This window comes from Leifsonia sp. ZF2019, from assembly GCF_019924635.1.
Lineage (GTDB): Bacteria > Actinomycetota > Actinomycetes > Actinomycetales > Microbacteriaceae > Leifsonia.
This window is the reverse complement of the sequence record NZ_CP065037.1, coordinates 1,267,319-1,288,382: the sequence shown is the minus strand read 5'-3', so window position 1 is coordinate 1,288,382 and position 21,064 is coordinate 1,267,319. Positions and strand designations below refer to the sequence as shown.

Genomic DNA, 21,064 nt, shown 5'->3' with positions numbered 1-21,064 from the left:
CAACGATAGGTTCTCCTCCCGCGATAGGTTGAAGTCATGGGCATCCACATCCCCGGCAGGGTCGTCGTCTTCGACTACGGCGAGGTCATCTCGGTCACACCGTCGGAGGAGGACCGCGCCGCCCTGGTGGAGCTGGCCGGCGGCGACGGCGAGGTCTTCTGGCCCGCGTACTGGCGGCACCGGCACGATCTCGACCAGGGCACCCTCGGAATCCAGCAGTACTGGCGCGGCATCGAACGCGAGCTCGGCGAGCAGTGGGAGGACGAGCGGGTGCACCGGCTGTGGCTGGCCGATTTCCGCAGCTGGCTCACCATCGACCCCGGCACGCTCGAGGTGCTGCTCGACCTCCGGGCGGGCGGCACGCGACTGGCGCTTCTCTCGAACGCGGGGCGCGACTTCGGCTCCTACTTCCGCCACGGGACGCTCGGCGACCTGTTCGAGCAGGTGTTCGTCAGCGGCGAGCTCGGGACGATCAAGCCCGACGCGGCGATCTTCCGGCACGTGCTGGAGGCCCTCGATGTGACGGCCGAGCAGGCGGTCTTCATCGACAACAAGGAGGAGAATGTGCGCGGCGCGGAGGCGGTCGGCATCGCCGGCCACGTCTTCACGACGGCGGCGGATCTCCGGGCATATCTCGAGACCCTGGCGGCTTAGTACAGACGATGACTTCTCTCTTCGATCCCTTCACCGTGCGCGGCGTGACCGCCCGCAACCGCCTGTGGACGTCCCCGATGTGCCAATACTCGGTGCTCGACCACTCGGGCGTCCCGCAGCAGTGGCACCTCGTGCATCTCGGCTCGATCGCCGCCGGCGGCAGCGGCATCGTCTTCACGGAGGCGACTGCTGTCAGTCCCGAAGGCCGCATCTCGCCGCGCGACACCGGCATCTGGACGGACGAGCAGGCGGGCGCCTGGCGCCCGATCGTCGACTTCGTCGCATCGCAGGGGGCCGTTCCCGGCATCCAGCTCGCCCACGCCGGCCGCAAGGCGTCGAGCTGGCCCGCCTGGGGCTTCGAGGACCGCACGGGGTCCGTCCCCGTCGCCGAGGGCGGCTGGCCGACGGTGGCCCCCTCCGCCGAGGCCTTCGGCGACCTGGACGTGCCGGGCGCCCTCGACCTCGCCGGCATCGAGAAGATCGTGGACGATTTCCGCGCCGGCGCGCGCCGCGCCGTCGACGCCGGCTTCCGCATCCTGGAGCTGCACGCCGCGCACGGCTACCTCCTCCACCAGTTCCTCTCCCCGCTCGCCAACCACCGTGAGGACGAGTACGGCGGCTCCCTCGAGAATCGCGCCCGGCTGCTGCTGCGCATCGTCGCCGCGGTGCGCGAGGAGGTGGGCGACGGCGTCCCCCTGTTCGTCCGTTTCTCCGGTAGCGACTGGACGCCGGGAGGCTGGGACGAACAGCAGACCGCGACCGTCGCCGGCTGGGCGCAGGAGGCCGGGGCCGACTTCTTCGACATCTCCTCCGGTGGCATCCAGACCGGCATCCGAATCCCCCTCGGCCCGGGCTACCAGGTCCCGTTCGCCGAGCACGTCCGCGCCTCCGCCGAGGTGGACGTGAGCGCGGTCGGTCTCATCACCACGCCGCAGCAGGCGGCGGACATCGTCGAGAGCGGCGCCGCGGACGCGGTCATGCTCGCCCGCGAGATCCTGCGCGACCCGCATTTCCCTCTGCGGGCCGCGCACGAGCTCGGCGTGGACATCGACTACTGGCCCGCGCAGTACCTGCGCGCGCAGTGGCGGCGCTGAGGTCTACGACCTCCGTGTCGCGTCCTGCACTTCGCCGACGAGCTCCTCGATGATGTCTTCGAGGAACAGCACCCCGGCCGTCTCGCCCTCGGCGTCGACGACGCGGGCCAGGTGGCTGCCCGAGCGGCGCATCGTCGCGAGGGCGTCCTCCAGATCGCTGTCGATGAAGACCGTGACGAGCCGGCGTACCCGCTTGGCGGGCACGGGGAGCTCGAAGCCGGTCTCCTCGAGGTCGAGCACGTCCTTGAGGTGCAGGTAGCCGGTGGGCTCGCCGTCGGCGTCCGGGACCACGTAGCGCGAGAAGCCGTGCTTGGTCACGGCGCGCTCGACATCGGCCGGGGTGGGCGACGCGGGCAGGGAGACCAGCGTCTCCGGCAGCACCATGACGTCGCGCACCTTCTTCTCGGTGAACTCGAACGCCGCGGTGAGCGCGCCGGTGCGGTCCATGAGGACGCCCTCGCGCGTCGACTGGCTCACGATCGTCGCGACCTCGTCGAGCGTGAAGGTGCTCGCCGCCTCGTCCTTAGGCTCGACGCGGAAGAGGCGCAGCACGCCGTTCGCCGTCGCGTTCAGGGCGACGATGATCGGGCGCACGGCCCGGCCGACGGCGACCAGCGGCGGGGCGAGGAGCAGCGCGGCGCGGTCGGGCATCGAGAACGAGATGTTCTTCGGCACCATCTCGCCGAACACCACGTGCAGGAACGACACGAGCACCAGCGTCACGATGAACGCGACGGTGCCGATGACCTCCTCCGACCATCCGGTCGCGTGGAGGGGCACCTCCAGCAGGTGGTGGATGGCCGGCTCGGACACGTTCAGGATGAGCAGCGAGCAGACCGTGATGCCGAGCTGTGTGGTCGCGAGCATGAGCGTCGCGTGCTCCATGGCGTAGAGCGCGGTCTTGGCACTGCGCTTTCCGCGCTCGGCCAGCGGCTCGATCTGCGAGCGGCGCGCGGAGATGACGGCGAACTCGGCGCCGACGAAGAAGGCGTTGACCAGCAGCAGGATCACCAGCCAGAGGATTCCCACCCAGTCACTCATGGCGAGCCCCCTCTCCGCCCGGGGCGGGGGCCGGGTCCGGCGTGTACCGGATGCGGTCGACGCGCCGCCCCTCCAGGCGCTCGACGCGCAGCGTCCCGCCCTCGATCGCCACCTCGTCGCCCACCTTCGGCAGACGGCCGAGCTCGTTCATGACGAACCCGGCGACGGTCTCGTACGGGCCCTCCTCGGGGACGGTCACACCCGCGCGTTCCTCGAGCTCGTCGGGGCGCAGGATGCCGGGGAAGGTGATGGAGCCGCGGCCGCGTACGACGCCCGCGCGGGTGCGGTCGTGCTCGTCGGCGACCTCGCCCACGATCTCCTCCACGAGGTCCTCGAGGGTGGCGATCCCGGAGGTTCCGCCGTATTCGTCGACGACGACGGCCATCTGGTAGCCGCGGCCTCGCAGCTCGCCGAGGAGCGTCTCGAGGCTCATGGTCTCGGGAACACGGAGCGCGTCGGTCTGCAGAGCCGAGACGGGCACTTTGGCGCGTCGCTCTCGCGGCACCGCGACCGCCTGCTTGACGTGCACGAACCCGACGACGTCGTCGACGTCTTCGTCCACCACCGGGAAGCGCGAGAAGCCCGATGTCCTCGCCAGCCCGATGACCGCCTGGGCCGGATCGGTGCGGCGCACGGTCTCTATCCGGGGGCGCGGCGTCATCACGTCGGAGGCGGTGCGGGTGGAGAACGCGAGGGTGCGGCTGAGGAGAGTCGCGGTGTCGGCCTCCAGCACGCCGGCACTCGCCGAGCGGCGCACCAGGGAGGACAGTTCCTCGGCCGTGCGGGCGCCGGAGAGCTCCTCCTTCGGCTCGATGCCGAGCAGGCGGAGGAAGCCGTTCGCCGTGCCGTTCAGGAGCGCGATGAAGGGGCGGAACACGGTCGTGAACACCGTCTGGAACGGGATGACGAGCTTCGCCGTGGCGAGCGGGAGCGCGAGTGCGAAGTTCTTGGGCACCAGCTCGCCGAGGATCATCGAGAGCAGCGTCGCGACCAGGATGGCCACGATCGTCGCGATCGGCGTCACCGCTGCACCGGGGAGCCCGAGCGCGAGTAGGGGCCCGCGCAGGAGCGAGCTGATCGCCGGCTCCATCGTGTAGCCGGTCAGCAGCGTCGTCAGTGTGATGCCGAGCTGCGCACTGGAAAGGTGCGTCGAGGTGATCTTCAGCGCCGCGATCGTCATGCCGAGGCGGGACTCGCCGCGGGCGCGCCGCGCTTCGAGGTCACCGCGGTCGAGGTTCACCAGCGCGAACTCACTCGCGACGAAGAGGCCGGTGCCGATGGTCAGCAGCAATCCGACGCCGAGCAGGAGCCACTCAGTGAGCACGGTGGTCACCCCGCTCGCGCCGTGACGGCGGATTCGGGAACTGGAATGGGCTACAAGAGGGAGGGTCGTCCATTTCCCGGCAAGTATACCGACGGGATCCGCGCGGACCGGGGCGGATCCGGGGCGGATTCCCAGCGTTCCCCTTAGCCGGGCGTAGTGCTCCCGCAGTGCTGCCGGCTGAGGCGACCGGAACCCTTGTGCGCCGCCGGCTCCTAGGCCCGCGCCGCGAGCATCGACTCCATCAGCTCGATCTCGGATGTCTGACTCGCGACCACGCCCTGGGCGAATGTCCGCACCGTCGCGTCCTCGCTGCGCGCGAGCCGCGGTGGTGGGCGATCATCAGCGTGAGGAAGAGCCGCTCGGCATCGACGCCGGTCGCGGCGCGGAGCTGCGCGAGCTGCTCGGGCGTCGCGAGTCCCGGCATCGGCTCCCCGGGTCGGTGCGCGCCGCTGTCGTGCTCGTGGGACCCTGCGGTGGCCCCGACCGTCGCCGGCCGCGTCATCCAGGTCATCGACGGCTCGGACGCGGCCTGCGGCAGTCGCCAGCCCGTCAGCCAGCCGTAGAGCTGTCCGGCCTGCTGGCTCTGCGCCGTCGCGATGTCGTACGCGAGGAGGCGCGTCTCGGGGTCGCCGGTGCGGTCGCGCACGATCATCGCCAGCTCGACGCCCTGCTGATGGTGCTCCTGCATGTCGCGGGCGAATCCGGCCTCGGCGCTGGTCGTCCCCGGAGTCCGGGGCGCACCGACGCTCAACCGCCCCGCGGAGAAGGCGAGCACCGCCACGACCGCGACGACCACCAGACCCGCGAGCGCGATCGGCCACGCCCGTCCCGGCGCGCGGCTCATCGGCTAGGAGACCTTGCCGGGAGCGTCGTACGCGCCCGTGCAGGACGCGCCCGGCTCCGGCACGGACGAGCTCTGCCAGTACGCCTCGAAGAACTTCGCGATACGCGGGTCGTCCGCCTCCTGCACCTGGAGCTGGACGTTCCATCCGCTCAGCACGATCGGGGCCGGGAGGCCGTCGTACGGCGACAGCACCGCGTACGTGCGCGGCAGCTTGGTCTTCAGCAGGTCGAGCTGCTCCGTCGAGAGGTCGGGCGAATAGGTCACCCAGATCGCGCCGTGCTCGAGCGAGTGGACGGCGTTCTCGTTCGGCACCGGCTGGGTGTAGACGCCGCAGTTGAGCCACATCGGGTTGTGCTCACCACCGGCCGGCGGGTTCTGCGGGTAGTCGACGGCTCCGGTCACGTGACCCGCCGTGTTGTCGAACGTCTTCACTCCCTCGATGGAGATGCTCTTGCCGCCGGCCTCGTAGGTGGCCGCCTTGGGCGCGGTCACGATGATCGTGGTGATGAGCGCGGCGACGGCGACCGCACCGACGACGGCCGACCCGATCCCGATCCAGCGGTTGCGCTTGCGGCGCGCCTGCTCCTTCTTGAACTGCTCCAGCTTGGCCGCGCGGGCCTCTGCCTGCTTCTGCTTGCGGTTCGGGGCGGACGGGGATGGGGTCACGGGTGGGCCTCATTTCGACGTGGAGCGGCGCTCCGACGGGGGTGGGGTCATCAGGGGCAACCCGCAGCCGGGCGACCGACATTCCGCCGGGCCGGCGCTCACAGCGTCTTGCCAGCCGCGCCCGCTCCGACCTCGCCTACCAGCTGACCGGCAGCGCCTTGCCCTCCTCGTAGCCGGCGGCCGACTGGATACCGACCAGGGCGCGCTCATGGAACTCCTCGACGCTGCGGGCGCCCGCGTAGGTGAAGGAGCTGCGGACGCCCGTGGTGATCATGTCGAGGAGGTCCTCGACCGACGGGCGCAGGGGGTCGAGGTAGATGCGGGAGCTCGAGATGCCTTCGGCGAAGAGGGTCTTGCGCGCGAGCTCGTAGGCGTCGAGGCGCTCGAAGCGGCCGTTGACCGCCTTGGTGCTCGCCATCCCCCAGCTCTCCTTGTAGAGGGCGCCGTTCGCATCGCGGTCGAGCGCGCCCGGGGCTTCGATGGTCCCGGCGAACCAGGAGCCGATCATGACCGAGGCACCTCCCGCGGCGAGGGCGAGCGCGACATCGCGCGGGTAGCGCACGCCGCCGTCGGCCCACACGTGGGCGCCGAGCTCGCGTGCCGTCTCGCTCGTCTCGAGCACGGCGGAGAACTGCGGGCGGCCGACCGCGGTCATCATGCGCGTGGTGCACATGGCGCCGGGGCCCACACCGACCTTCAGGATGTCCGCCCCCGCGGCGACGAGATCGCGAACGGCCTGCTCGGTGACGACGTTGCCGGCGACGATGGGCAGCCCGAGGCCGAGTCCCTTGACGGTGTGCAGGGCACGACGCATGCCGTCCTGGTCGCCGTGGGCGGTGTCGATGACGAGCACGTCGACACCGGCGGCGGCGAGCGCCTTCGCCTTGCCCGCGACATCGCCGTTGATGCCGACGGCGGCGGCGACGCGCAACCGGCCGGAAGCGTCGACGGCGGGCGTGTAGATGGTGGAGCGCAAGGCGCTCTTCTTGCTCAGGGTGCCCACGAGGCGGCCGTGGTCCAGGACCGGGGCGAACTCGAGGCCGGCGGCGTCCATCACCGCGAACGCGGAGCGGCCGTCGGCGAGGTCCTCGGCGTCGAGGGAGGTCAGGGTGCCGTGGAGCAGGTCGCCGATCCGCGCGTCGGGAAGCGCCGAGCCGAGCTGCACGGCGGCGAGGCAGCCGAGGAACTCCCCCGACTGGTCGTGCACGACGATGCCGTGCCCCTCGACGGCGGGGATGCGGCGGAGCACGTCTGCGACGGTCTCCTCCGGGGCGGCCGGATACGGGGTGTCGAACGCGACCGGCTGGGCCTTCACCCAGCGGATCGCCTCGTCGAGGTCCTGCAGGTGCATGTCCTGCGGGAGCACCCCGAGACCGCCGCGCCGGGCGAGCGTCGCGGCGAGACGCTTGCCGGTCACCGAGTTCATGTTCGCCGACACGATCGGGATGGTCGCCCCGGTGCCGTCGCCCGGCGCCAGCGAGACGTCGAGCCGGCTCGTCACGTCCGATCGGGAGGGGACGAGGAAGACGTCGGAGTAGGTGAGGTCGTGGCGTGGCGTCGTTCCATAGAACTGCATGGGAATAACGGTATCGCCCCCGGCTGGGCGACTGCACGGATGCGCCGATGGGATTAGGCTTGATGCTCGGATGGAAGCGGGTGGCCACAAGCCGCCCGGACGGACGAAATCAATGGAGAGAGTGGGCGATCGGCTGTGTCGAGCCAATTGACCGGAGTGGGAACCGACGACGGATCGTCGGGCGAGTTCGGAGCCAACGAATGGCTCGTCGACGAGCTGTACGAACAGTTCGTCAAGGACAGGAACTCGGTCGACAAGTCCTGGTGGCCGATCCTCGAGAGCTACCGGCCCTCGGTCGCGGAGGGCGACGGCGAGGCTTCGATCCCCTCCCCCGACGAGACCCCCGCACCGACCCCCTCCGAACCGGTCGCGCCGACCCCGAGCGAGCCGACCGCCCCGAGCCCGGCCGAGCCCGCCGTCCCCGCACCGTCCGAGCCGACGACCCCGTCCGACGCCCATCCCATGACCACACCGATCCCCGTGATCGGCAGCCAGCCCGTCGCACGCACCACGTCGGTGGCGCCGAAGCCCGCGCCCGTTCCGGCCGACGCCCCCGTCACCTCCCCCAACGCCGTCGTCGGCGACGGCGAGGAGGCGGAGGACAAGGTCACTCCGCTGCGCGGCATGGCGAAGTCGCTCGCCACGAACATGGACGCCTCCCTCACGGTCCCGACCGCGACCAGCGTCCGCACCATCCCGGCGAAGCTGATGATCGACAACCGCATCGTCATCAACAACCACCTCAAGCGCGCCCGCGGCGGCAAGGTCTCGTTCACCCACCTCATCGGCTGGGCGCTGATCAAGGCCCTCAAGGAGTTCCCGAGCCAGAACGTCTACTACGACGAGGTCGACGGCAAGCCGTCGGTCGTGGCCCCCGCGCACATCAACCTCGGCATCGCGATCGACATCCCGAAGCCCGACGGCAGCCGTGCCCTGCTCGTCCCGAGCATCAAGCGGGCCGACACCATGCACTTCGGCGACTATCTGACCGCGTACGAAGAGCTGGTGCAGAAGGCGCGCTCCAACAAGCTGACCGCCGGCGACTTCGCCGGGACCACGATCTCCCTGACGAACCCGGGCGGCATCGGCACCGTGCATTCGGTGCCCCGCCTGATGAAGGGGCAGGGCGCGATCATCGGCGCCGGCGCCCTCGAGTACCCGGCCGAGTTCCAGGGCTCGAGCGAGAAGACCCTCGCCAGCCTGGCGATCGGCAAGACGATCACGCTCACGAGCACCTACGACCACCGCGTCATCCAGGGCGCCGGTTCCGGCGAGTTCCTGAAGATCGTGCACGAGCTGCTCATCGGCAAGCGGAGCTTCTACGAGGACATCTTCGCCGAGCTGCGCATCCCGTACGCGCCGATCCGCTGGAACCCGGACATCAGCGTCGACCTCGCCAGCGCCGTCGACAAGACCGCCCGGGTGCAGGAGCTCATCAATTCGTTCCGGGTGCGCGGCCACCTCATGGCCGACATCGATCCGCTCGAGTACAAGCAGCGATCGCACCCCGACCTCGAGATCGAGACGCACGGTCTCACCTTCTGGGACCTCGACCGCGAGTTCGTCACCGGCCAGTTCGGCGACAAGCGCACGATGAAGCTGCGCGACATCCTCGGCGTGCTGCGCGACTCGTACTGCCGGACGGTCGGCATCGAGTACATGCACATCCAGGACCCGGCCCAGCGCAAGTGGTTCCAGGACAAGCTCGAACGCGCCTACGAGAAGCCGACCCACGACGAGCAGCTGCGCATCCTCGGCAAGCTCAACGAGGCGGAGGCGTTCGAGACCTTCCTGCAGACGAAGTACGTGGGTCAGAAGCGGTTCAGCCTCGAGGGCGGCGAGTCCACCATCGCACTCCTCGACACGATCCTGCAGGGCGCGGCGGAGGCGGGGCTCGACGAGGCCGCCATCGGCATGGCCCACCGCGGCCGCCTCAACGTGCTGACCAACATCGCGGGCAAGACCTACGGCCAGATCTTCCGCGAGTTCGAGGGCACGCAGGATCCGCGTACGGTCCAGGGCTCGGGCGACGTCAAGTACCACCTCGGCACCGAGGGCACCTTCAAGGGCTCGGGCGGCGAGGAGATCGCTGTCTACCTGGCCGCGAACCCGTCACACCTGGAGGCCGTCGACGGCGTGCTCGAGGGCATCGTCCGCGCCAAGCAGGACCGCCGACCCGCCGGGACCTTCCTCACGTTGCCGATCCTCATCCACGGCGACGCCGCGATGGCGGGCCAGGGCATCGTCGTCGAGCAGATGCAGATGTCGCAGCTGCGCGCCTACCGCACCGGCGGCACCATCCACGTCAACATCAACAACCAGGTCGGCTTCACCACCCCTCCCGGCGAGGGCCGCACGTCGGTGTACTCGACCGACGTCGCGAAGACCATCCAGGCGCCGATCTTCCACGTGAACGGTGACGACCCGGAGGCCGTCGTCCGCGTCGCCCAGGTGGCGTTCGAGTACCGCCAGGAGTTCAAGCGCGACGTCGTCATCGACCTCATCTGCTACCGCCGCCGCGGTCACAACGAGGGCGACGACCCGTCGATGACGCAGCCGCTCATGTACAACCTGATCGAGGCTAAGCGCTCCGTGCGCCGCCTCTACACCGAGGCCCTCGTCGGCCGCGGCGACATCACCGAGGAAGAGTACGAGCAGGCGCACCGCGACTTCCAGGAGCGCCTGGAGCGCGCCTTCATGGAGACGCACGCGGCGCAGACCAACTCGACCCCGATCGTGACCGCCGACGGCGTCGCGGCCGGACTCGAGGCGCCGAACGCGCAGCAGAACGACGACAATGTCGGGGAGCCGGAGAGCACCGCCGTCTCGGAGCAGGTCATCCAGCTCATCGGCGACGCGTTCAACAACCCGCCCGCGGGCTTCACCGTGCACCCCAAGCTCCAGCAGCTGCTCAACAAGCGCAGCGACATGAGCCGCAACGGCGGTGTGGACTGGGGTTTCGGCGAGCTGCTCGCCCTCGGTTCCGTGCTCCTCGAGGGCACCCCGGTGCGCCTCGCCGGCCAGGACGCCCGCCGCGGGACGTTCGTGCAGCGCCACGCCGTGCTGCACGACCGCTCGAACGGCCAGGAGTGGCTGCCGCTCGCGAACCTCAGCGACAACCAGGCCCGGTTCTGGATCTACGACTCGCTGCTGAGCGAGTACGCCGCGATGGGATTCGAGTACGGCTACTCGGTCGAGCGCGCGGACGCCCTCGTGCTGTGGGAGGCCCAGTTCGGCGACTTCGCCAACGGCGCGCAGATCATCATCGACGAGTTCATCTCGTCGGCCGAGCAGAAGTGGGGTCAGCGCTCGTCGCTCGTCCTGCTCCTTCCGCACGGCTACGAGGGCCAGGGACCGGACCACTCCAGTGCCCGCATCGAGCGGTACCTGCAGCTGTGCGCCGAGAACAACATGACCGTCGCCCGCCCGTCGACCCCGGCGTCGTACTTCCACCTGCTGCGTCGTCAGGCGTACGCCCGCCCGCGCCGTCCGCTCGTGGTCTTCACTCCGAAGGCGATGCTGCGGCTGCGCGGTGCGACCAGTGACGTCGCGGACTTCACCAACGGCAAGTTCGAGCCGGTCATCGACGACGCCCGCATCTCCGACAAGGGCGCCGTCAAGCGTGTGCTCCTGATGGCGGGCAAGCTCTACTACGACCTCCTCAACGAGCTCGACAAGAATCCCAACCCGGAGATCGCCCTCGTCCGCGTGGAGCAGTACTACCCGCTGCCCGGGGCCGAACTCAAGGCGGTCGTCGACTCCTACCCCAACGCCGAGCTGGTGTGGGTGCAGGACGAGCCCGAGAACCAGGGCGCGTGGCCGTACATGATCCTGGAGACCTCCAAGCTGGGCCCGCGCCCGCTCGGCGTCGTCTCCCGCCCGCCGTCGGCCTCCCCGGCCGCCGGCTCGGCGAAGCGCCACGCGCAGGAGCAGTCGGTGCTCATCCAGCGTGCGCTGACGCTCTAGCGCACGGACGGTGTGCGAGGCCGGTCGGACCTTCGGGTGCGGCCGGCCTCCGTCGTTCACGCACCCCTGCCGCCTGGGGCCTGTTGCCGGGCGCGCTCTCGGGCGTACGTTGTGGCCATGACCGTGCTGACCACCCACCGCCTCGGCGAGCCCTGTTGGGTCGACCTCGCATCCTCCGACGTCCCCCGCGCGCTCGCGTTCTACACGTCCCTGTTCGGCTGGACCGCCGACGAGGCCGGTGAGGAGTACGGCGGGTACGTCACCCTCCGCAAGGACGGCCGCACCGTCGCCGGGCTCGGCCCCGCGATGCCGGGCGCGCAGCCCGATGCGTGGCTCACGTACCTGCTGGTCGAGGACTCCGACGCGGCCGAGCGCGATGCCGTCGACAACGGCGCGCACGCGCTGGCGCCGACGATGGAAGTGGGCGACCAGGGCCGTCTCGCGGTGATCGCGGACCCCGGCGGCGCGGTCGTCGGGCTGTGGGAACCGGAGCAGCACCGCGGCTTCGAGCTTGTCGCGGAGGTGGGCGGCATCGCCTGGCATGAGCTCTATGCGCGCGCCTACCCCGCGCAGGTCGACTTCTACACGCGGGTCTTCGGGTGGCAGACCCAAGTGCTCGGCGACACGGCAGACTTCCGCTATTCCACGTTCGGCGACCCGGAGATGCCAGCGGGCGGGATCTACGACGCCGACGGGATGCTGCCGCCCGGCGTGCCATCGCACTGGGTCGTGTACTTCGGCGTCGCCGATGCGGACGCCGCCTCGCAGCGGGTCGCCGAACTCGGCGGCACGATCGTGCGGGATCCGTGGGACAGCGAGTTCGGCCGTTTCGCGCAGGCGACCGACCCGCTCGGCGCGCTCTTCTTCCTCCACCAGGTGCGCTGACCGACCGTCGCGGCCCGCCGTCTGCGCCCGCGTCAGGCTCGCGGTCGGAGGCCGTCCACGAGCAGGTCGAGCAGGCGCGCGATCTGGGCCGTGTCCGCGGTACTCCGCGTGGCGAGGAAGACGCCGACGAGCGCGGTCGTGACGTCGTCGGCCTCGAGGTCGCCCCGTAGTGCCCCGGTCGCCGCCCCCGCCTCGAGGAAGCGCGCGATCACACTGTTCACGCGCTCGCGGGTGTGGAGGGTGTTGGCCGCGTCCGCGAGTGCGCCGGCTCGCAGCGACTCGGCCATGCCGCGTTTGGTCGTCACGAACCCGGCGTAGCGGTCCAGCCAGCTGCGGAGTGCCGCATCGGCGGGCACGGCGTCGAGGTGGTCCTCCGCTGCGGCGATGACCGCGTCGAGTTCCTGGGCGTACACCGCGGCGACGAGGTCCTCACGGGTCGGGAAGTTGCGGTAGAGGGTTCCGATCCCCACCCCGGCCGCCCGCGCGATGGCTTCGAGGGAGACCTGCTCCCCGCCGGCCGCGAACGCGGACCGTGCGGCCTCCACGAGCACGGCGCGGTTGCGAGCGGCATCCGCGCGAGGTGCGCGGGATCGCGTCGAGGTCGTCTCAGGAGATGACAAAGCGGAGGCTCCTCCGTATAGTGAAGCTAAGCGGAGGCTCCTCCGCTCTCTCTCGAGTATAGGGAAGTCCCCCATGAACGACACGATCATCCGCCCGGGCGGAACCGCGGACCTGGCCGGTCACTCCGTGGCGCGCATCGGCTACGGCGCGATGGCGCTGGAACGGTTCACCGCAGACCCCGAAGCGGGCGTGCGCCTTCTGCGCCGGGCGGTCGAACTCGGCATCGACCACATCGACACCGCCGACTTCTACGGCGACAGCATCTCCAACGACCTCATCCGCCGCGCGATCCGGCCCGTGGACGACGTGGTGGTCGTCACGAAAGTGGGCGCGCTGAAGAATCCCGGCGGCCCGATTCCGCTCCGGCCGGGCCAACGGCCCGAGCAACTCCGGCAGGCTGTCGAGGACAACCTCCGCACGCTCGGGCGCGAACGCCTCGACGTCGTGAACCTCCGTCGTCTCGACGTCGGACCCGGCATCGTGGCGGAGGGCGAGCAGGTGGTCGACCTCGACGATCAGCTGGCGGCGCTCATCGCCCTGCGCGACGCCGGCACCGTCGGCGCGATCGGTCTCAGCGCGGTCGACGAGCCCGTTCTGCGGCGCGCCCTCCCCGCCGGCATCGTGTGCGTGCAGAACGCCTACGGGGTCGTCGACCGGCGCTTCGAACCTCTCCTGCGGCTGTGCGCCGACCAGGGGATCGCGTGGGTGCCGTTCTTCCCGCTCGGCTCCGGCTTCCCCGGCATCCCCAAAGCCACCGAGCAGCCCGAGGTGATCGCTGCCGCCGAACGACTGGGAGCGACCCCGGCGCAGATCGGACTCGCGTGGCTGCTCGCTCACTCCCCCGTCGCCCTGATCATCGCCGGGACGTCGAGTGCCGCACACCTGGCCGAGAATGTCGCCGTCGGCGGGATCGACCTCGACCCGGCGACCACGGCCGAGCTGGACGCGATCTGGGAGTCACGCTTCGCCTCCGCGGGCGACCCGGCTCCGCGCTGGACCGACTAGCCTCCGGCGGTCGTCAGTGGGCGGTCGCCTGGAACGACCGGATGCGCAGCAGCACCTCGGTGCGCAGCGTCTCCGGCGCGGTCTCCTTGCACGCCCGCTGCACGACCTCGGTCAGCACCACGTTGAGGTGCGCCTCGTTCGTGCACCCGTCGCAGTTCGCGAGGTGCTCCCGGATGTCCGCCGCATCTTCGCGGCACAACTCGTTGCGCAGGTATTCCTCGAGGTCTTTCTTGGCCTTCTCGCAGCCGCAGTCCGTCATTTCGTGCTCCTGGTGGTCTGCACGGCGGCGGGCTGGACAGCAGAGAGCCCGCGCTCATGCGCGTAGTCGGTGAGGAGTTCCCGCAGCATCTTGCGACCGCGGTGCAGCCGGCTCATCACCGTGCCGATGGGGGTCTTCATGATGTCGGCGATCTCCTGGTAGGAGAACCCCTCCACGTCGGCGAGGTAGACGGCCAGCCGGAAGTCCTCCGGGATGGCCTGCAGCGCGTCCTTGACGGCGCTGTCGGGCAGATGGTCGATCGCCTCCGCCTCGGCCGAGCGGCTGGACGACGCGGAGATCGACTCCGCGCCTCCCAGCTGCCAGTCCTCGAGCTCGTCGATCGTCCCCTGATACGGCTCGCGCTGCTTCTTGCGATAGGTGTTGATGAACGTGTTGGTGAGGATGCGGTACAGCCACGCCTTGAGGTTCGTGCCCTGCTGGAACTGCGCGAAGGCGGCGTACGCCTTGACATACGTCTCCTGGACCAGGTCCTGTGCGTCCGACGGATTCCTGGTCATGCGGAGGGCCGCTGCGTACAGCTGGTCCATGAACGGCAGGGCCTGCTCCTCGAAGAGGCGACCGCTGTCCTCGGTTTCGGTGCTCATCGGGGGCAAGTCTAGTTGTGCCGCCGCCACGACGTCTCGACGGGTGTCCGAGCGGCGGAGGGATCGGGTCCCGAGGGGCACGCGACGTGTCGTCGCGCGGGGAGCGTCGAGAACGGCGGTCCTGGATGCCACGGGATGTCCTTCCTTCGGTCGGGAACACGGATACCCTTGACAACAATGCTGATCTCGAAATATTCCGCTCCCGACTTCGACCCGTACGGCGACGCCCGCACGGAGGAGCCGAACACGCTGTGGCCCGCGCCCGTCGCGTCCGGGCCGGTCTCCTCGTCGGTGTCGCTCCCCGGATCCAAATCGCTCACCGCGCGCGAGCTCGTGCTCGCGGCCCTCGCCGACGGGCCCTCGCTGCTGCGGGCTCCCTTGCACTCGCGAGACAGCGCCAACATGATCGAGGCGCTGCGCTCTCTCGGCGTCGGCATCGACGAGAAGCACGGCGACAGCGAGTTCGGCGCCGACCTCCTCGTCACGCCCGCGGAGGAGTTGCTCGGCAGCACCACGATCGAATGCGGCCAGGCGGGCACCGTCATGCGCTTCGTCCCCCCGATCGCGGGTCTGGCCCTCGGGCCGACGTCGTTCGACGCGGACGACTCCGCGCGCGGTCGGCCCATGGGGGCGATCATCGCGGCCCTCCGGGCGCTCGGCGTCGATGTGAACGACGACGGCCGCGGCTCGCTCCCGTTCACGGTGCACGGGACGGGTTCGGTCGCCGGAGGCGCGATCAGTGTCGACGCCTCCAGCTCCAGCCAGTTCGTCAGCGCGCTGCTGCTCTCGGCGAGCCGTTTCACTGAGGGCCTCGACCTCACCCACTCCGGCGAGCGCCTCCCGAGCCTCCCGCACATCGAGATGACCATCGCCACCCTGGCGGCCCGCGGCGTCGAGGTCGAGTCGCCCGAGGTGGGACGCTGGGTCGTACGGCCGGGCGCCATCGCCGCGCGGGACGTCGACATCGAGCCCGATCTCTCCAATGCGGCGCCGTTCCTCGCGGCCGCGGTTGTCACCGGCGGCACGGTGACCATCACCGGCTGGCCGGAGTCGACCACGCAGGTGGGCGCCGACCTGGCGGAACTGCTGCCTCTGTTCGGCGCGACCGTGACGCGCGAGGGCGACCGGTTGACGGTCGCCGGGCCCGAGCGCATCCGCCCCGTGCAGCTCGACCTCACCACCGGCGGCGAGCTCGCCCCGGCACTCGTCGCCATCGCCGCTCTCGCGAACGGGCCGAGCGAGATCACCGGCATCGGGCACATCCGCCACCACGAGACCGACAGGCTGGCGGCTCTGGCCGCCGAGATCAACGGCCTCGGCGGTGCGGTCACCGAGCTGGAGGACGGCCTGCGCATCGAGCCGCGGCCGCTGCACGGCGGCGTGTGGCGCAGCTACGAAGACCACCGCATGGCGACCGCCGGCGCCATCGTCGGACTGGTCGTCCCGGGCGTCGAGATCGAGAACGTCGCCACGACGGCGAAGACCCTGCCTCAGTTCACCCAGCTGTGGACGCGGATGCTCGCGGAAGGCACCGCTACTCAGTGACGGAGAACACGGGGGCCTGGTGGGACGACGGCGACGACGACGACGAGTACGACGCCTTCGACGAGTCGAGCGTCCGCTCGCGGCCGAACCCGAAGGGCAACCGGCCGCGCACGAAGACGCGGCCCGGGCACTCCGACGCGCAGATCGCGCGGGTGCTGGGCGTGGACCGCGGCCGATACACCGTGCTCCTCGATGAGGACACCGACGACGAACGCCAGGCCGTCGCCGCCCGAGCCAGCGAGCTGCGCCGCCAGCCGATCGTGAACGGGGACCGCGTGGCCGTCGTGGGCGACACCACCGGGGAGGAGGGCACCCTCGCCCGCATCGTGCGGATCGAGGAGCGCTCGACCCTTCTGCGCCGCAGCGCCGACGACACCGACGATGTGGAGCGGGTGATCGTGGCGAACGCCGATCAGATGCTCATCGTCGTCGCGGCCGCCAACCCCGAGCCGCGCACGCGACTCGTGGACCGCTACCTGGTCGCCGCGTACGACGCCGGGATCGCGCCCATGCTGTGCGTGACGAAGATCGACCTCGCCGATCCGGCCCCGTTCCTCGCGAACTTCGCCGGACTCGACCTGCCGGTTTTCACCAGTCGTGAGGACCGCATCCCGGTCGACGAGATCCGGGCGGCTCTGGTGGGTCACGACACGGTCGTCGTCGGCCATTCGGGTGTGGGCAAGTCGACCCTGGTCAACGAGCTCGTGCCCGGCGCACGCCGAGCGACAGGCCATGTCAACGTCGTCACCGGGCGAGGCCGGCACACCTCCTCGTCCACCGTCTCGCTCCGCGTCGAGAGCCGCGAGGGACACGGCTGGGTGATCGACACCCCCGGCGTGCGCTCGTTCGGGCTCGGGCACGTGAACACGGACAGCATCCTGAAATCGTTCACCGACCTCGCCGAGCTGGCGGAGGACTGCCCGCGCGGCTGCACCCACCTGCCGGACGCTCCGGACTGCGCCATCGTGGAGGCAGTGGAGGCCGGCGCCCTGGGCGAGGCGGGGCGCGCACGGCTCGACTCCCTCCAGAGATTGCTCACGACCTTCGCGCGCTGAGCGAGAATGGACGCATGACTGACGTGCGACTCGAAGCCGGCCGGCCGGCCCCCGCGTTCACCCTGACCGACCAGGACGGCTCCCCCGTCTCCCTCGGCGACTACGCCGGGAAGAACGTGATCGTCTACTTCTATCCCGCGGCGATGACGCCGGGGTGCACGAAGGAGGCGTGCGACTTCCGCGACAACCTCAACTCGCTGAAGTCGGCCGGCTACCAGGTCATCGGCATCTCGAAGGACGCCCCGGCACAGAACAAGAAGTTCCAGGAGCAGGAGGGCCTCAACTTCCCGCTGCTCTCCGATGAGGACCTCGCCGTCCACAACGCGTACGGCGCCTATGGCGAGAAGAAGCTCTACGGCAAGGTGGTGCAGGGCGTCATCCGCTCGACGTTCGTGATCGACCCCGACGGCTCGGTGCGCCTGCCGCTCTACAACGTGAAGGCGACGGGCCACGTGGCGTCGCTCCGCAAGAAGCTCGGCCTCGACTAGACCCGCAGACCCGCTCAGGCCGGGAGGCGGGGAACCGACGCGAGCAGGCGCTGCGTGTAGGGGTCGGCCGGGGTGCGCAGCACCGCCCTGGTCGGCCCCTGCTCCACCACCCGTCCGCCGCGGAGCACGACGGTCTCGGCGCAGAGCGACGCCACGACACTGAGATCGTGCGACACCATGACGACGGTCATGCCGTCCTGCTCGGCCAGCCGGCCGAGCAACTCGACGATCTGGACGCGCGTCGTCACGTCGAGGGCGCTCACCGGCTCGTCGGCCAAGAGCACCCGCGGCCGCGACACGATCGCGCGGGCGATCGCGATGCGCTGCCGCTGCCCGCCGGAGAACTCGTGCGGGTAGCGTCCGGCCGCATCCGCGGGAAGAGCCACGGCTTCGAGCGCCGCGGCGACACGGTCGCGGGCGTCGGCTCCCGACGCGATCCGGAGCGACGCGAGCGGCTCGCCCACGATGCGGCCGACGCTCTGGCGCGGGTCGAGCGAGGAGTAGGGGTCCTGGAAGACCGTCTGCACGCTCCGCCGGAACACGCGCATGACCCGTCCATCCCGGCGGTCGAGAGGGGCGCCGTCGAAGAGCACGGCGCCGCTGCTCGGGCTGCTGAGGCCGAGCAGGAGCGAGAGGGCGGTGGTCTTGCCCGCGCCGGACTCGCCGACGAGACCGACGCTGCGTCCCTCTTCCACGCTCAGCGACACGCCCTCCAGCGCGGGAGCGGTGGCGCGGCGATAGCGGAAGCCTGCGTCGCGGAGCTCGAGGATGGCGGTCATTCCACCTCCAGGGCGGCGTCGAGCTCCCGGGCGCTGCGCACGAGCTCGATCGTGTACGGGTCCGTCGGCGCGTCGAGGAGGCGCTGGATGCTGCCTTCCTCCACCACGCGCCCTCCGCGCAGCACCAGAGCGCGATCGGTCATGCGGGACACGACGGCGAGGTCGTGGCTGACGAACAGCAGCGCCATCGCGCGCTCGGCGACGAGGGAGTCGAGCAGGGCGAGCACATCGGCCTGCACGGTGACATCGAGCGCGGTCGTCGGCTCGTCCGCGATCAGCAGCCGGGGGCGGCAGGCGAGCGCTGCAGCGATCGCGACGCGCTGCCGCTGACCGCCGGAGATCTCGTGCGGGTAGGCACGCGCGATGCGGTCGGGATCCGGCAACCGCACCTCGTCGAGGGCCTCGCGCACCGCCGTTCGGAGCGCGCTCCCGCGCAGGCCGAGGTGGCGGCGCAGCGGCTCCGCGACCTGCTGCCCGAGTCGCATCAGCGGATCGAGCGCGGTCAGCGGCTCCTGGAAGACGAACGACACGACACGTCCGCGCAGCGGGACCAGATCGCGTTCCTTCGCCCCGACGACCTGCACACCGTCGAGCTCCACCGATCCCGCGGCGGTCAGGCCGTCCGGCACGAGGCCGGCCACCGCGAACGACGTCAGCGATTTGCCGGAACCGGACTCGCCGATCAGGCTCAGCCGCTCCCCGGCCGCCAGAGAGAAGGAGATGTCGCGCACGAGTGGTGCGCCGTCGCGCGCCGCCACGGAGAGGGATCTCACGTCGAGGATCATCAGGAGCGCCTCCTCGTCGGGTCGGCGACGTCACGGAGACCGTCTGCGACCAGGTTGACGCCGATCACAAGCACGACCAGCGCGACGCCGGGCGCGATGGCGCCGACCGGGGCGACCGCCACAGTGCCCTGGGCCTCCTGCAGCAGGCGGCCCCACGATGCGTTCGGCGGCGGTGCACCCAGGCCCAGATACGACAGGCTCGCCTCGGCGAGCACCGCGATGCCGAATTGCAGCGCCAGATTGACCAGCAGCGTCGGCCAGATGTTCGGCAGCACGTGCCGGCCGACCACGCCGGGCCAGCCTGTGCCGGACGTGCGCGCGGCCGTGACGTACTGGTGCCCCAGCACACGCTTGGCGAGCACGCGGGTGAGACGCGCGATGACGGCAGACATCGCCAGCCCGATCGCAAGGATCGCCGTGCCGAGCGAGGCGCCCTGCGCCGCCACGATGAGCATGGCGAGCAGGAGCGTCGGGAAGGCGATCAGGATGTCCAGCACGGCGGAGATGGTGTCGTCGAGCCACGTCGAGGCGAACGCCGCGAGAAGACCGATCGTCACGCCGATGAGCGCGCCGATCGCGACCGAGCCGAGCCCGACGGCCAGGGCGATGCGAGCGCCGACCATCAGCTGCGACAGGAGGTCGCGCCCGAGCTTGTCGGTGCCCAGCCAGTGCTCCGGCCCGGGGTGCTCGAGCCTCCCGCCCGACGTGTCGCTGGGCGCGTAGGGCAGCCAGAAGAACGAGACCAGTGCGACGAGCGCGATCAGTCCGACGAGCGTCAGCCCGATCCCGAGGGTCACCGAACGGCGGGCACGCCGTCGGCCGCGCCGCTGCGGTGCGGCGCCCTGCGCCGCCGCCTGATCGACGACCGCGCTCATCGGTTCCCCGAGATGCTGTGCCGCAGGCGCGGGTCGACGAGGCGCTGCACCACATCGGCGGCGAAACCGATGATCAGCACGGCGAACGTCGAGACGAAGAGGATGCCCTGGATGCTCTGGAAGTCGTGCTGCTCGATCGCCCGCAGCAGCATGCTCCCCAGCCCGGGCAGGGTGAAGACGCTCTCGACGACGACGGCGCCGAGGAAGGTCGTGGCGAGCTCGATGCCCAGGATGGAGATGACCGGCACGGCTCCATTGCGCACGCCGTGCCGCCACATCGCCCCGCCGAAGGTCGACCCGAGCGCCCGCGAGTTGCGCAGGTAGTCGCTCCCGATCACGTCGAGCGTCGCGCTGCGGACGTATCGCGCGATGGAGGCGCTCATCACGATGGCGATGGTGATGATCGGCAGCGCGAGCGACTCCAGCGCCGCCGCCGGATCGGCCCAGTCGTCGCGCGGGAAGCCGCCCGAGGGGAACCAGCGGAGGTTGATCGAGAAGACGCTGACCAGCAGGATGCCGACCCAGAACACCGGCACGGCGATCCCGAGCTGCGAGAACGCGGAGAGGGCGATGCCGTACCAGCGGTCGGCCTTCCACGCCGCGACGAATCCGATCGGGAGGGCGAGGACGAGCGCGAGAGCGAACGACAGCAGTGTCAGCGGGATGGTGACCGCCAGCCGGGAGACGATCTCGGGCCCGACCGGCAGAGAGCTGATGAAGGACGTGCCGAGGTCGAGCCGCAGCAGGCTGCCGAACCAGGCGAAGAACTGGTCGATCAGCGGCTTGTCGCTGCCCACCTGCTTCTGGGCGGCTGCGATCTGCTCCGGGGTCGCGTTGACCGACAGCAGCGCATTCGCCGGGTCGCCCGGGAGCACGCGCAGGAGGAAGAACAGGACCACCATGGCGAGCAGCAGCGACACCACGAGGAACGCGGTGCGACGCAACAGATACGGGGCCATGGTGTTTTCAGCGTAGAGGCCCGGGGAGTCCGTCACGG

The 21,064-nt window shown here is 70.5% G+C and carries 20 protein-coding genes; 8 read left to right on the top strand and 12 right to left on the bottom strand.

Going from position 1 to position 21,064, the window contains the following annotated elements; genetic code table 11:
- The first annotated feature begins 36 nt into the window (after positions 1–36).
- Both IT072_RS06280 and IT072_RS06275 read left to right on the top strand, forming a co-directional pair.
- Positions 37–654, top strand: a complete 618-nt coding sequence (locus IT072_RS06280; protein ID WP_223360100.1) for an HAD family hydrolase — start codon at positions 37–39, stop codon at positions 652–654.
- Between the two features lie 8 nt (positions 655–662).
- Entirely contained in the window at positions 663–1,748 is a 1,086-nt protein-coding gene (locus IT072_RS06275) for an NADH:flavin oxidoreductase/NADH oxidase (RefSeq protein WP_223360099.1), read from the top strand.
- 3 nt (positions 1,749–1,751) lie between these two features.
- Here IT072_RS06275 and IT072_RS06270 read toward each other — a convergent pair whose 3' ends face one another.
- The 5 genes from IT072_RS06270 to IT072_RS06250 all read right to left on the bottom strand — a co-directional run bounded on the left by IT072_RS06270 (position 1,752) and on the right by IT072_RS06250 (position 7,199).
- The gene (locus IT072_RS06270; protein ID WP_223360098.1) at positions 1,752–2,789 is read right to left on the bottom strand and encodes a hemolysin family protein; all 1,038 of its coding nucleotides are present in this window, start codon (positions 2,787–2,789) and stop codon (positions 1,752–1,754) included.
- Complete coding sequence (locus tag IT072_RS06265) at positions 2,782–4,122, bottom strand: hemolysin family protein (protein ID WP_223360097.1); 1,341 nt, start codon at positions 4,120–4,122, stop codon at positions 2,782–2,784. The genes IT072_RS06270 and IT072_RS06265 overlap by 8 nt, the downstream gene beginning before the upstream one ends.
- A gap of 232 nt (positions 4,123–4,354) precedes the next feature.
- Positions 4,355–4,957, bottom strand: a complete 603-nt coding sequence (locus IT072_RS06260; RefSeq protein ID WP_223360096.1) for a DUF305 domain-containing protein — start codon at positions 4,955–4,957, stop codon at positions 4,355–4,357.
- 3 nt (positions 4,958–4,960) lie between these two features.
- Entirely contained in the window at positions 4,961–5,623 is a 663-nt protein-coding gene (locus IT072_RS06255; protein ID WP_223360095.1) for a DUF3105 domain-containing protein, read from the bottom strand.
- 136 nt (positions 5,624–5,759) lie between these two features.
- The gene (locus IT072_RS06250) at positions 5,760–7,199 is read right to left on the bottom strand and encodes a GuaB1 family IMP dehydrogenase-related protein (protein ID WP_223360094.1); all 1,440 of its coding nucleotides are present in this window, start codon (positions 7,197–7,199) and stop codon (positions 5,760–5,762) included.
- 135 nt (positions 7,200–7,334) lie between these two features.
- On the opposite strand from IT072_RS06250, the gene IT072_RS06245 reads away from it, so the two are divergent.
- Together IT072_RS06245 and IT072_RS06240 are read left to right on the top strand one after the other, a co-directional pair.
- Complete coding sequence (locus IT072_RS06245; RefSeq protein WP_223360093.1) at positions 7,335–11,165, top strand: multifunctional oxoglutarate decarboxylase/oxoglutarate dehydrogenase thiamine pyrophosphate-binding subunit/dihydrolipoyllysine-residue succinyltransferase subunit; 3,831 nt, start codon at positions 7,335–7,337, stop codon at positions 11,163–11,165.
- 117 nt (positions 11,166–11,282) lie between these two features.
- Positions 11,283–12,050 carry a VOC family protein gene (locus tag IT072_RS06240; RefSeq protein ID WP_223360092.1) on the top strand — a complete coding sequence of 256 codons (768 nt, stop codon included), beginning with the start codon at positions 11,283–11,285 and terminating at the stop codon, positions 12,048–12,050.
- Between the two features lie 32 nt (positions 12,051–12,082).
- Here IT072_RS06240 and IT072_RS06235 read toward each other — a convergent pair whose 3' ends face one another.
- Complete coding sequence (locus tag IT072_RS06235) at positions 12,083–12,670, bottom strand: TetR/AcrR family transcriptional regulator (protein ID WP_223360091.1); 588 nt, start codon at positions 12,668–12,670, stop codon at positions 12,083–12,085.
- A gap of 73 nt (positions 12,671–12,743) precedes the next feature.
- Between IT072_RS06235 and IT072_RS06230 the strand changes: the two genes are divergently transcribed.
- Positions 12,744–13,676: an aldo/keto reductase gene (locus IT072_RS06230; protein ID WP_223360090.1), complete on the top strand. Its 933-nt coding sequence runs from the start codon at positions 12,744–12,746 to the stop codon at positions 13,674–13,676.
- A 13-nt stretch (positions 13,677–13,689) separates the two neighbouring features.
- Here the strand turns inward: IT072_RS06230 and IT072_RS06225 are convergent, their stop codons facing one another.
- Positions 13,690–13,935, bottom strand: a complete 246-nt coding sequence (locus IT072_RS06225; RefSeq protein WP_223360089.1) for a zf-HC2 domain-containing protein — start codon at positions 13,933–13,935, stop codon at positions 13,690–13,692.
- Entirely contained in the window at positions 13,932–14,540 is a 609-nt protein-coding gene (locus IT072_RS06220; protein WP_223360088.1) for a sigma-70 family RNA polymerase sigma factor, read from the bottom strand. Before IT072_RS06220 ends, IT072_RS06225 begins: the two co-directional genes overlap by 4 nt.
- Before the next feature lie 177 nt (positions 14,541–14,717).
- Between IT072_RS06220 and aroA the strand changes: the two genes are divergently transcribed.
- The 3 genes from aroA to bcp are packed head-to-tail and all read left to right on the top strand — an operon-like array spanning position 14,718 to position 17,628.
- Positions 14,718–16,085, top strand: a complete 1,368-nt coding sequence (gene aroA / locus IT072_RS06215; RefSeq protein ID WP_223360087.1) for a 3-phosphoshikimate 1-carboxyvinyltransferase — start codon at positions 14,718–14,720, stop codon at positions 16,083–16,085.
- Positions 16,082–17,140, top strand: coding sequence for a ribosome small subunit-dependent GTPase A (gene rsgA, locus IT072_RS06210; protein WP_223360086.1), 1,059 nt, complete (start codon positions 16,082–16,084; stop codon positions 17,138–17,140). Before aroA ends, rsgA begins: the two co-directional genes overlap by 4 nt.
- Positions 17,141–17,154: 14 nt before the next feature.
- Positions 17,155–17,628 carry a thioredoxin-dependent thiol peroxidase gene (gene bcp, locus IT072_RS06205; RefSeq protein ID WP_223360085.1) on the top strand — a complete coding sequence of 158 codons (474 nt, stop codon included), beginning with the start codon at positions 17,155–17,157 and terminating at the stop codon, positions 17,626–17,628.
- A 14-nt stretch (positions 17,629–17,642) separates the two neighbouring features.
- Here the strand turns inward: bcp and IT072_RS06200 are convergent, their stop codons facing one another.
- From IT072_RS06200 to IT072_RS06185, 4 genes are read right to left on the bottom strand one after another with little or no spacing between them, the layout of a single operon-like run.
- On the bottom strand, positions 17,643–18,407 hold the full coding sequence (locus tag IT072_RS06200) for an ABC transporter ATP-binding protein (protein ID WP_223360084.1): 765 nt from the start codon (positions 18,405–18,407) through the stop codon (positions 17,643–17,645).
- On the bottom strand, positions 18,404–19,192 hold the full coding sequence (locus tag IT072_RS06195; protein ID WP_223360083.1) for an ABC transporter ATP-binding protein: 789 nt from the start codon (positions 19,190–19,192) through the stop codon (positions 18,404–18,406). Before IT072_RS06195 ends, IT072_RS06200 begins: the two co-directional genes overlap by 4 nt.
- A complete protein-coding gene (locus tag IT072_RS06190) occupies positions 19,192–20,067 on the bottom strand; it encodes an ABC transporter permease (RefSeq protein ID WP_223360082.1) in 876 nt (291 codons plus the stop codon). The genes IT072_RS06195 and IT072_RS06190 overlap by 1 nt, the downstream gene beginning before the upstream one ends.
- Positions 20,064–21,026, bottom strand: a complete 963-nt coding sequence (locus IT072_RS06185) for an ABC transporter permease (RefSeq protein ID WP_223360081.1) — start codon at positions 21,024–21,026, stop codon at positions 20,064–20,066. Before IT072_RS06185 ends, IT072_RS06190 begins: the two co-directional genes overlap by 4 nt.
- Between the last annotated feature and the right edge of the window lie 38 nt (positions 21,027–21,064).

Bases quoted from the DNA above. Each gene is read 5' to 3' on its own strand.
- IT072_RS06280 (WP_223360100.1), top strand. From the start codon at position 37: ATGGGCATCCACATCCCCGGCAGGGTCGTCGTCTTCGACTACGGCGAG.
- IT072_RS06275 (WP_223360099.1), top strand. From the start codon at position 663: ATGACTTCTCTCTTCGATCCCTTCACCGTGCGCGGCGTGACCGCCCGC.
- IT072_RS06270 (WP_223360098.1), bottom strand. From the start codon at position 2,789: ATGAGTGACTGGGTGGGAATCCTCTGGCTGGTGATCCTGCTGCTGGTC.
- IT072_RS06260 (WP_223360096.1), bottom strand. From the start codon at position 4,957: ATGAGCCGCGCGCCGGGACGGGCGTGGCCGATCGCGCTCGCGGGTCTG.
- IT072_RS06250 (WP_223360094.1), bottom strand. From the start codon at position 7,199: ATGCAGTTCTATGGAACGACGCCACGCCACGACCTCACCTACTCCGAC.
- IT072_RS06240 (WP_223360092.1), top strand. From the start codon at position 11,283: ATGACCGTGCTGACCACCCACCGCCTCGGCGAGCCCTGTTGGGTCGAC.
- IT072_RS06230 (WP_223360090.1), top strand. From the start codon at position 12,744: ATGAACGACACGATCATCCGCCCGGGCGGAACCGCGGACCTGGCCGGT.
- IT072_RS06225 (WP_223360089.1), bottom strand. From the start codon at position 13,935: ATGACGGACTGCGGCTGCGAGAAGGCCAAGAAAGACCTCGAGGAATAC.
- IT072_RS06220 (WP_223360088.1), bottom strand. From the start codon at position 14,540: ATGAGCACCGAAACCGAGGACAGCGGTCGCCTCTTCGAGGAGCAGGCC.
- aroA (WP_223360087.1), top strand. From the start codon at position 14,718: ATGCTGATCTCGAAATATTCCGCTCCCGACTTCGACCCGTACGGCGAC.
- bcp (WP_223360085.1), top strand. From the start codon at position 17,155: ATGACTGACGTGCGACTCGAAGCCGGCCGGCCGGCCCCCGCGTTCACC.
- IT072_RS06200 (WP_223360084.1), bottom strand. From the start codon at position 18,407: ATGACCGCCATCCTCGAGCTCCGCGACGCAGGCTTCCGCTATCGCCGC.
- IT072_RS06195 (WP_223360083.1), bottom strand. From the start codon at position 19,192: ATGATCCTCGACGTGAGATCCCTCTCCGTGGCGGCGCGCGACGGCGCA.
- IT072_RS06190 (WP_223360082.1), bottom strand. From the start codon at position 20,067: ATGAGCGCGGTCGTCGATCAGGCGGCGGCGCAGGGCGCCGCACCGCAG.
- IT072_RS06185 (WP_223360081.1), bottom strand. From the start codon at position 21,026: ATGGCCCCGTATCTGTTGCGTCGCACCGCGTTCCTCGTGGTGTCGCTG.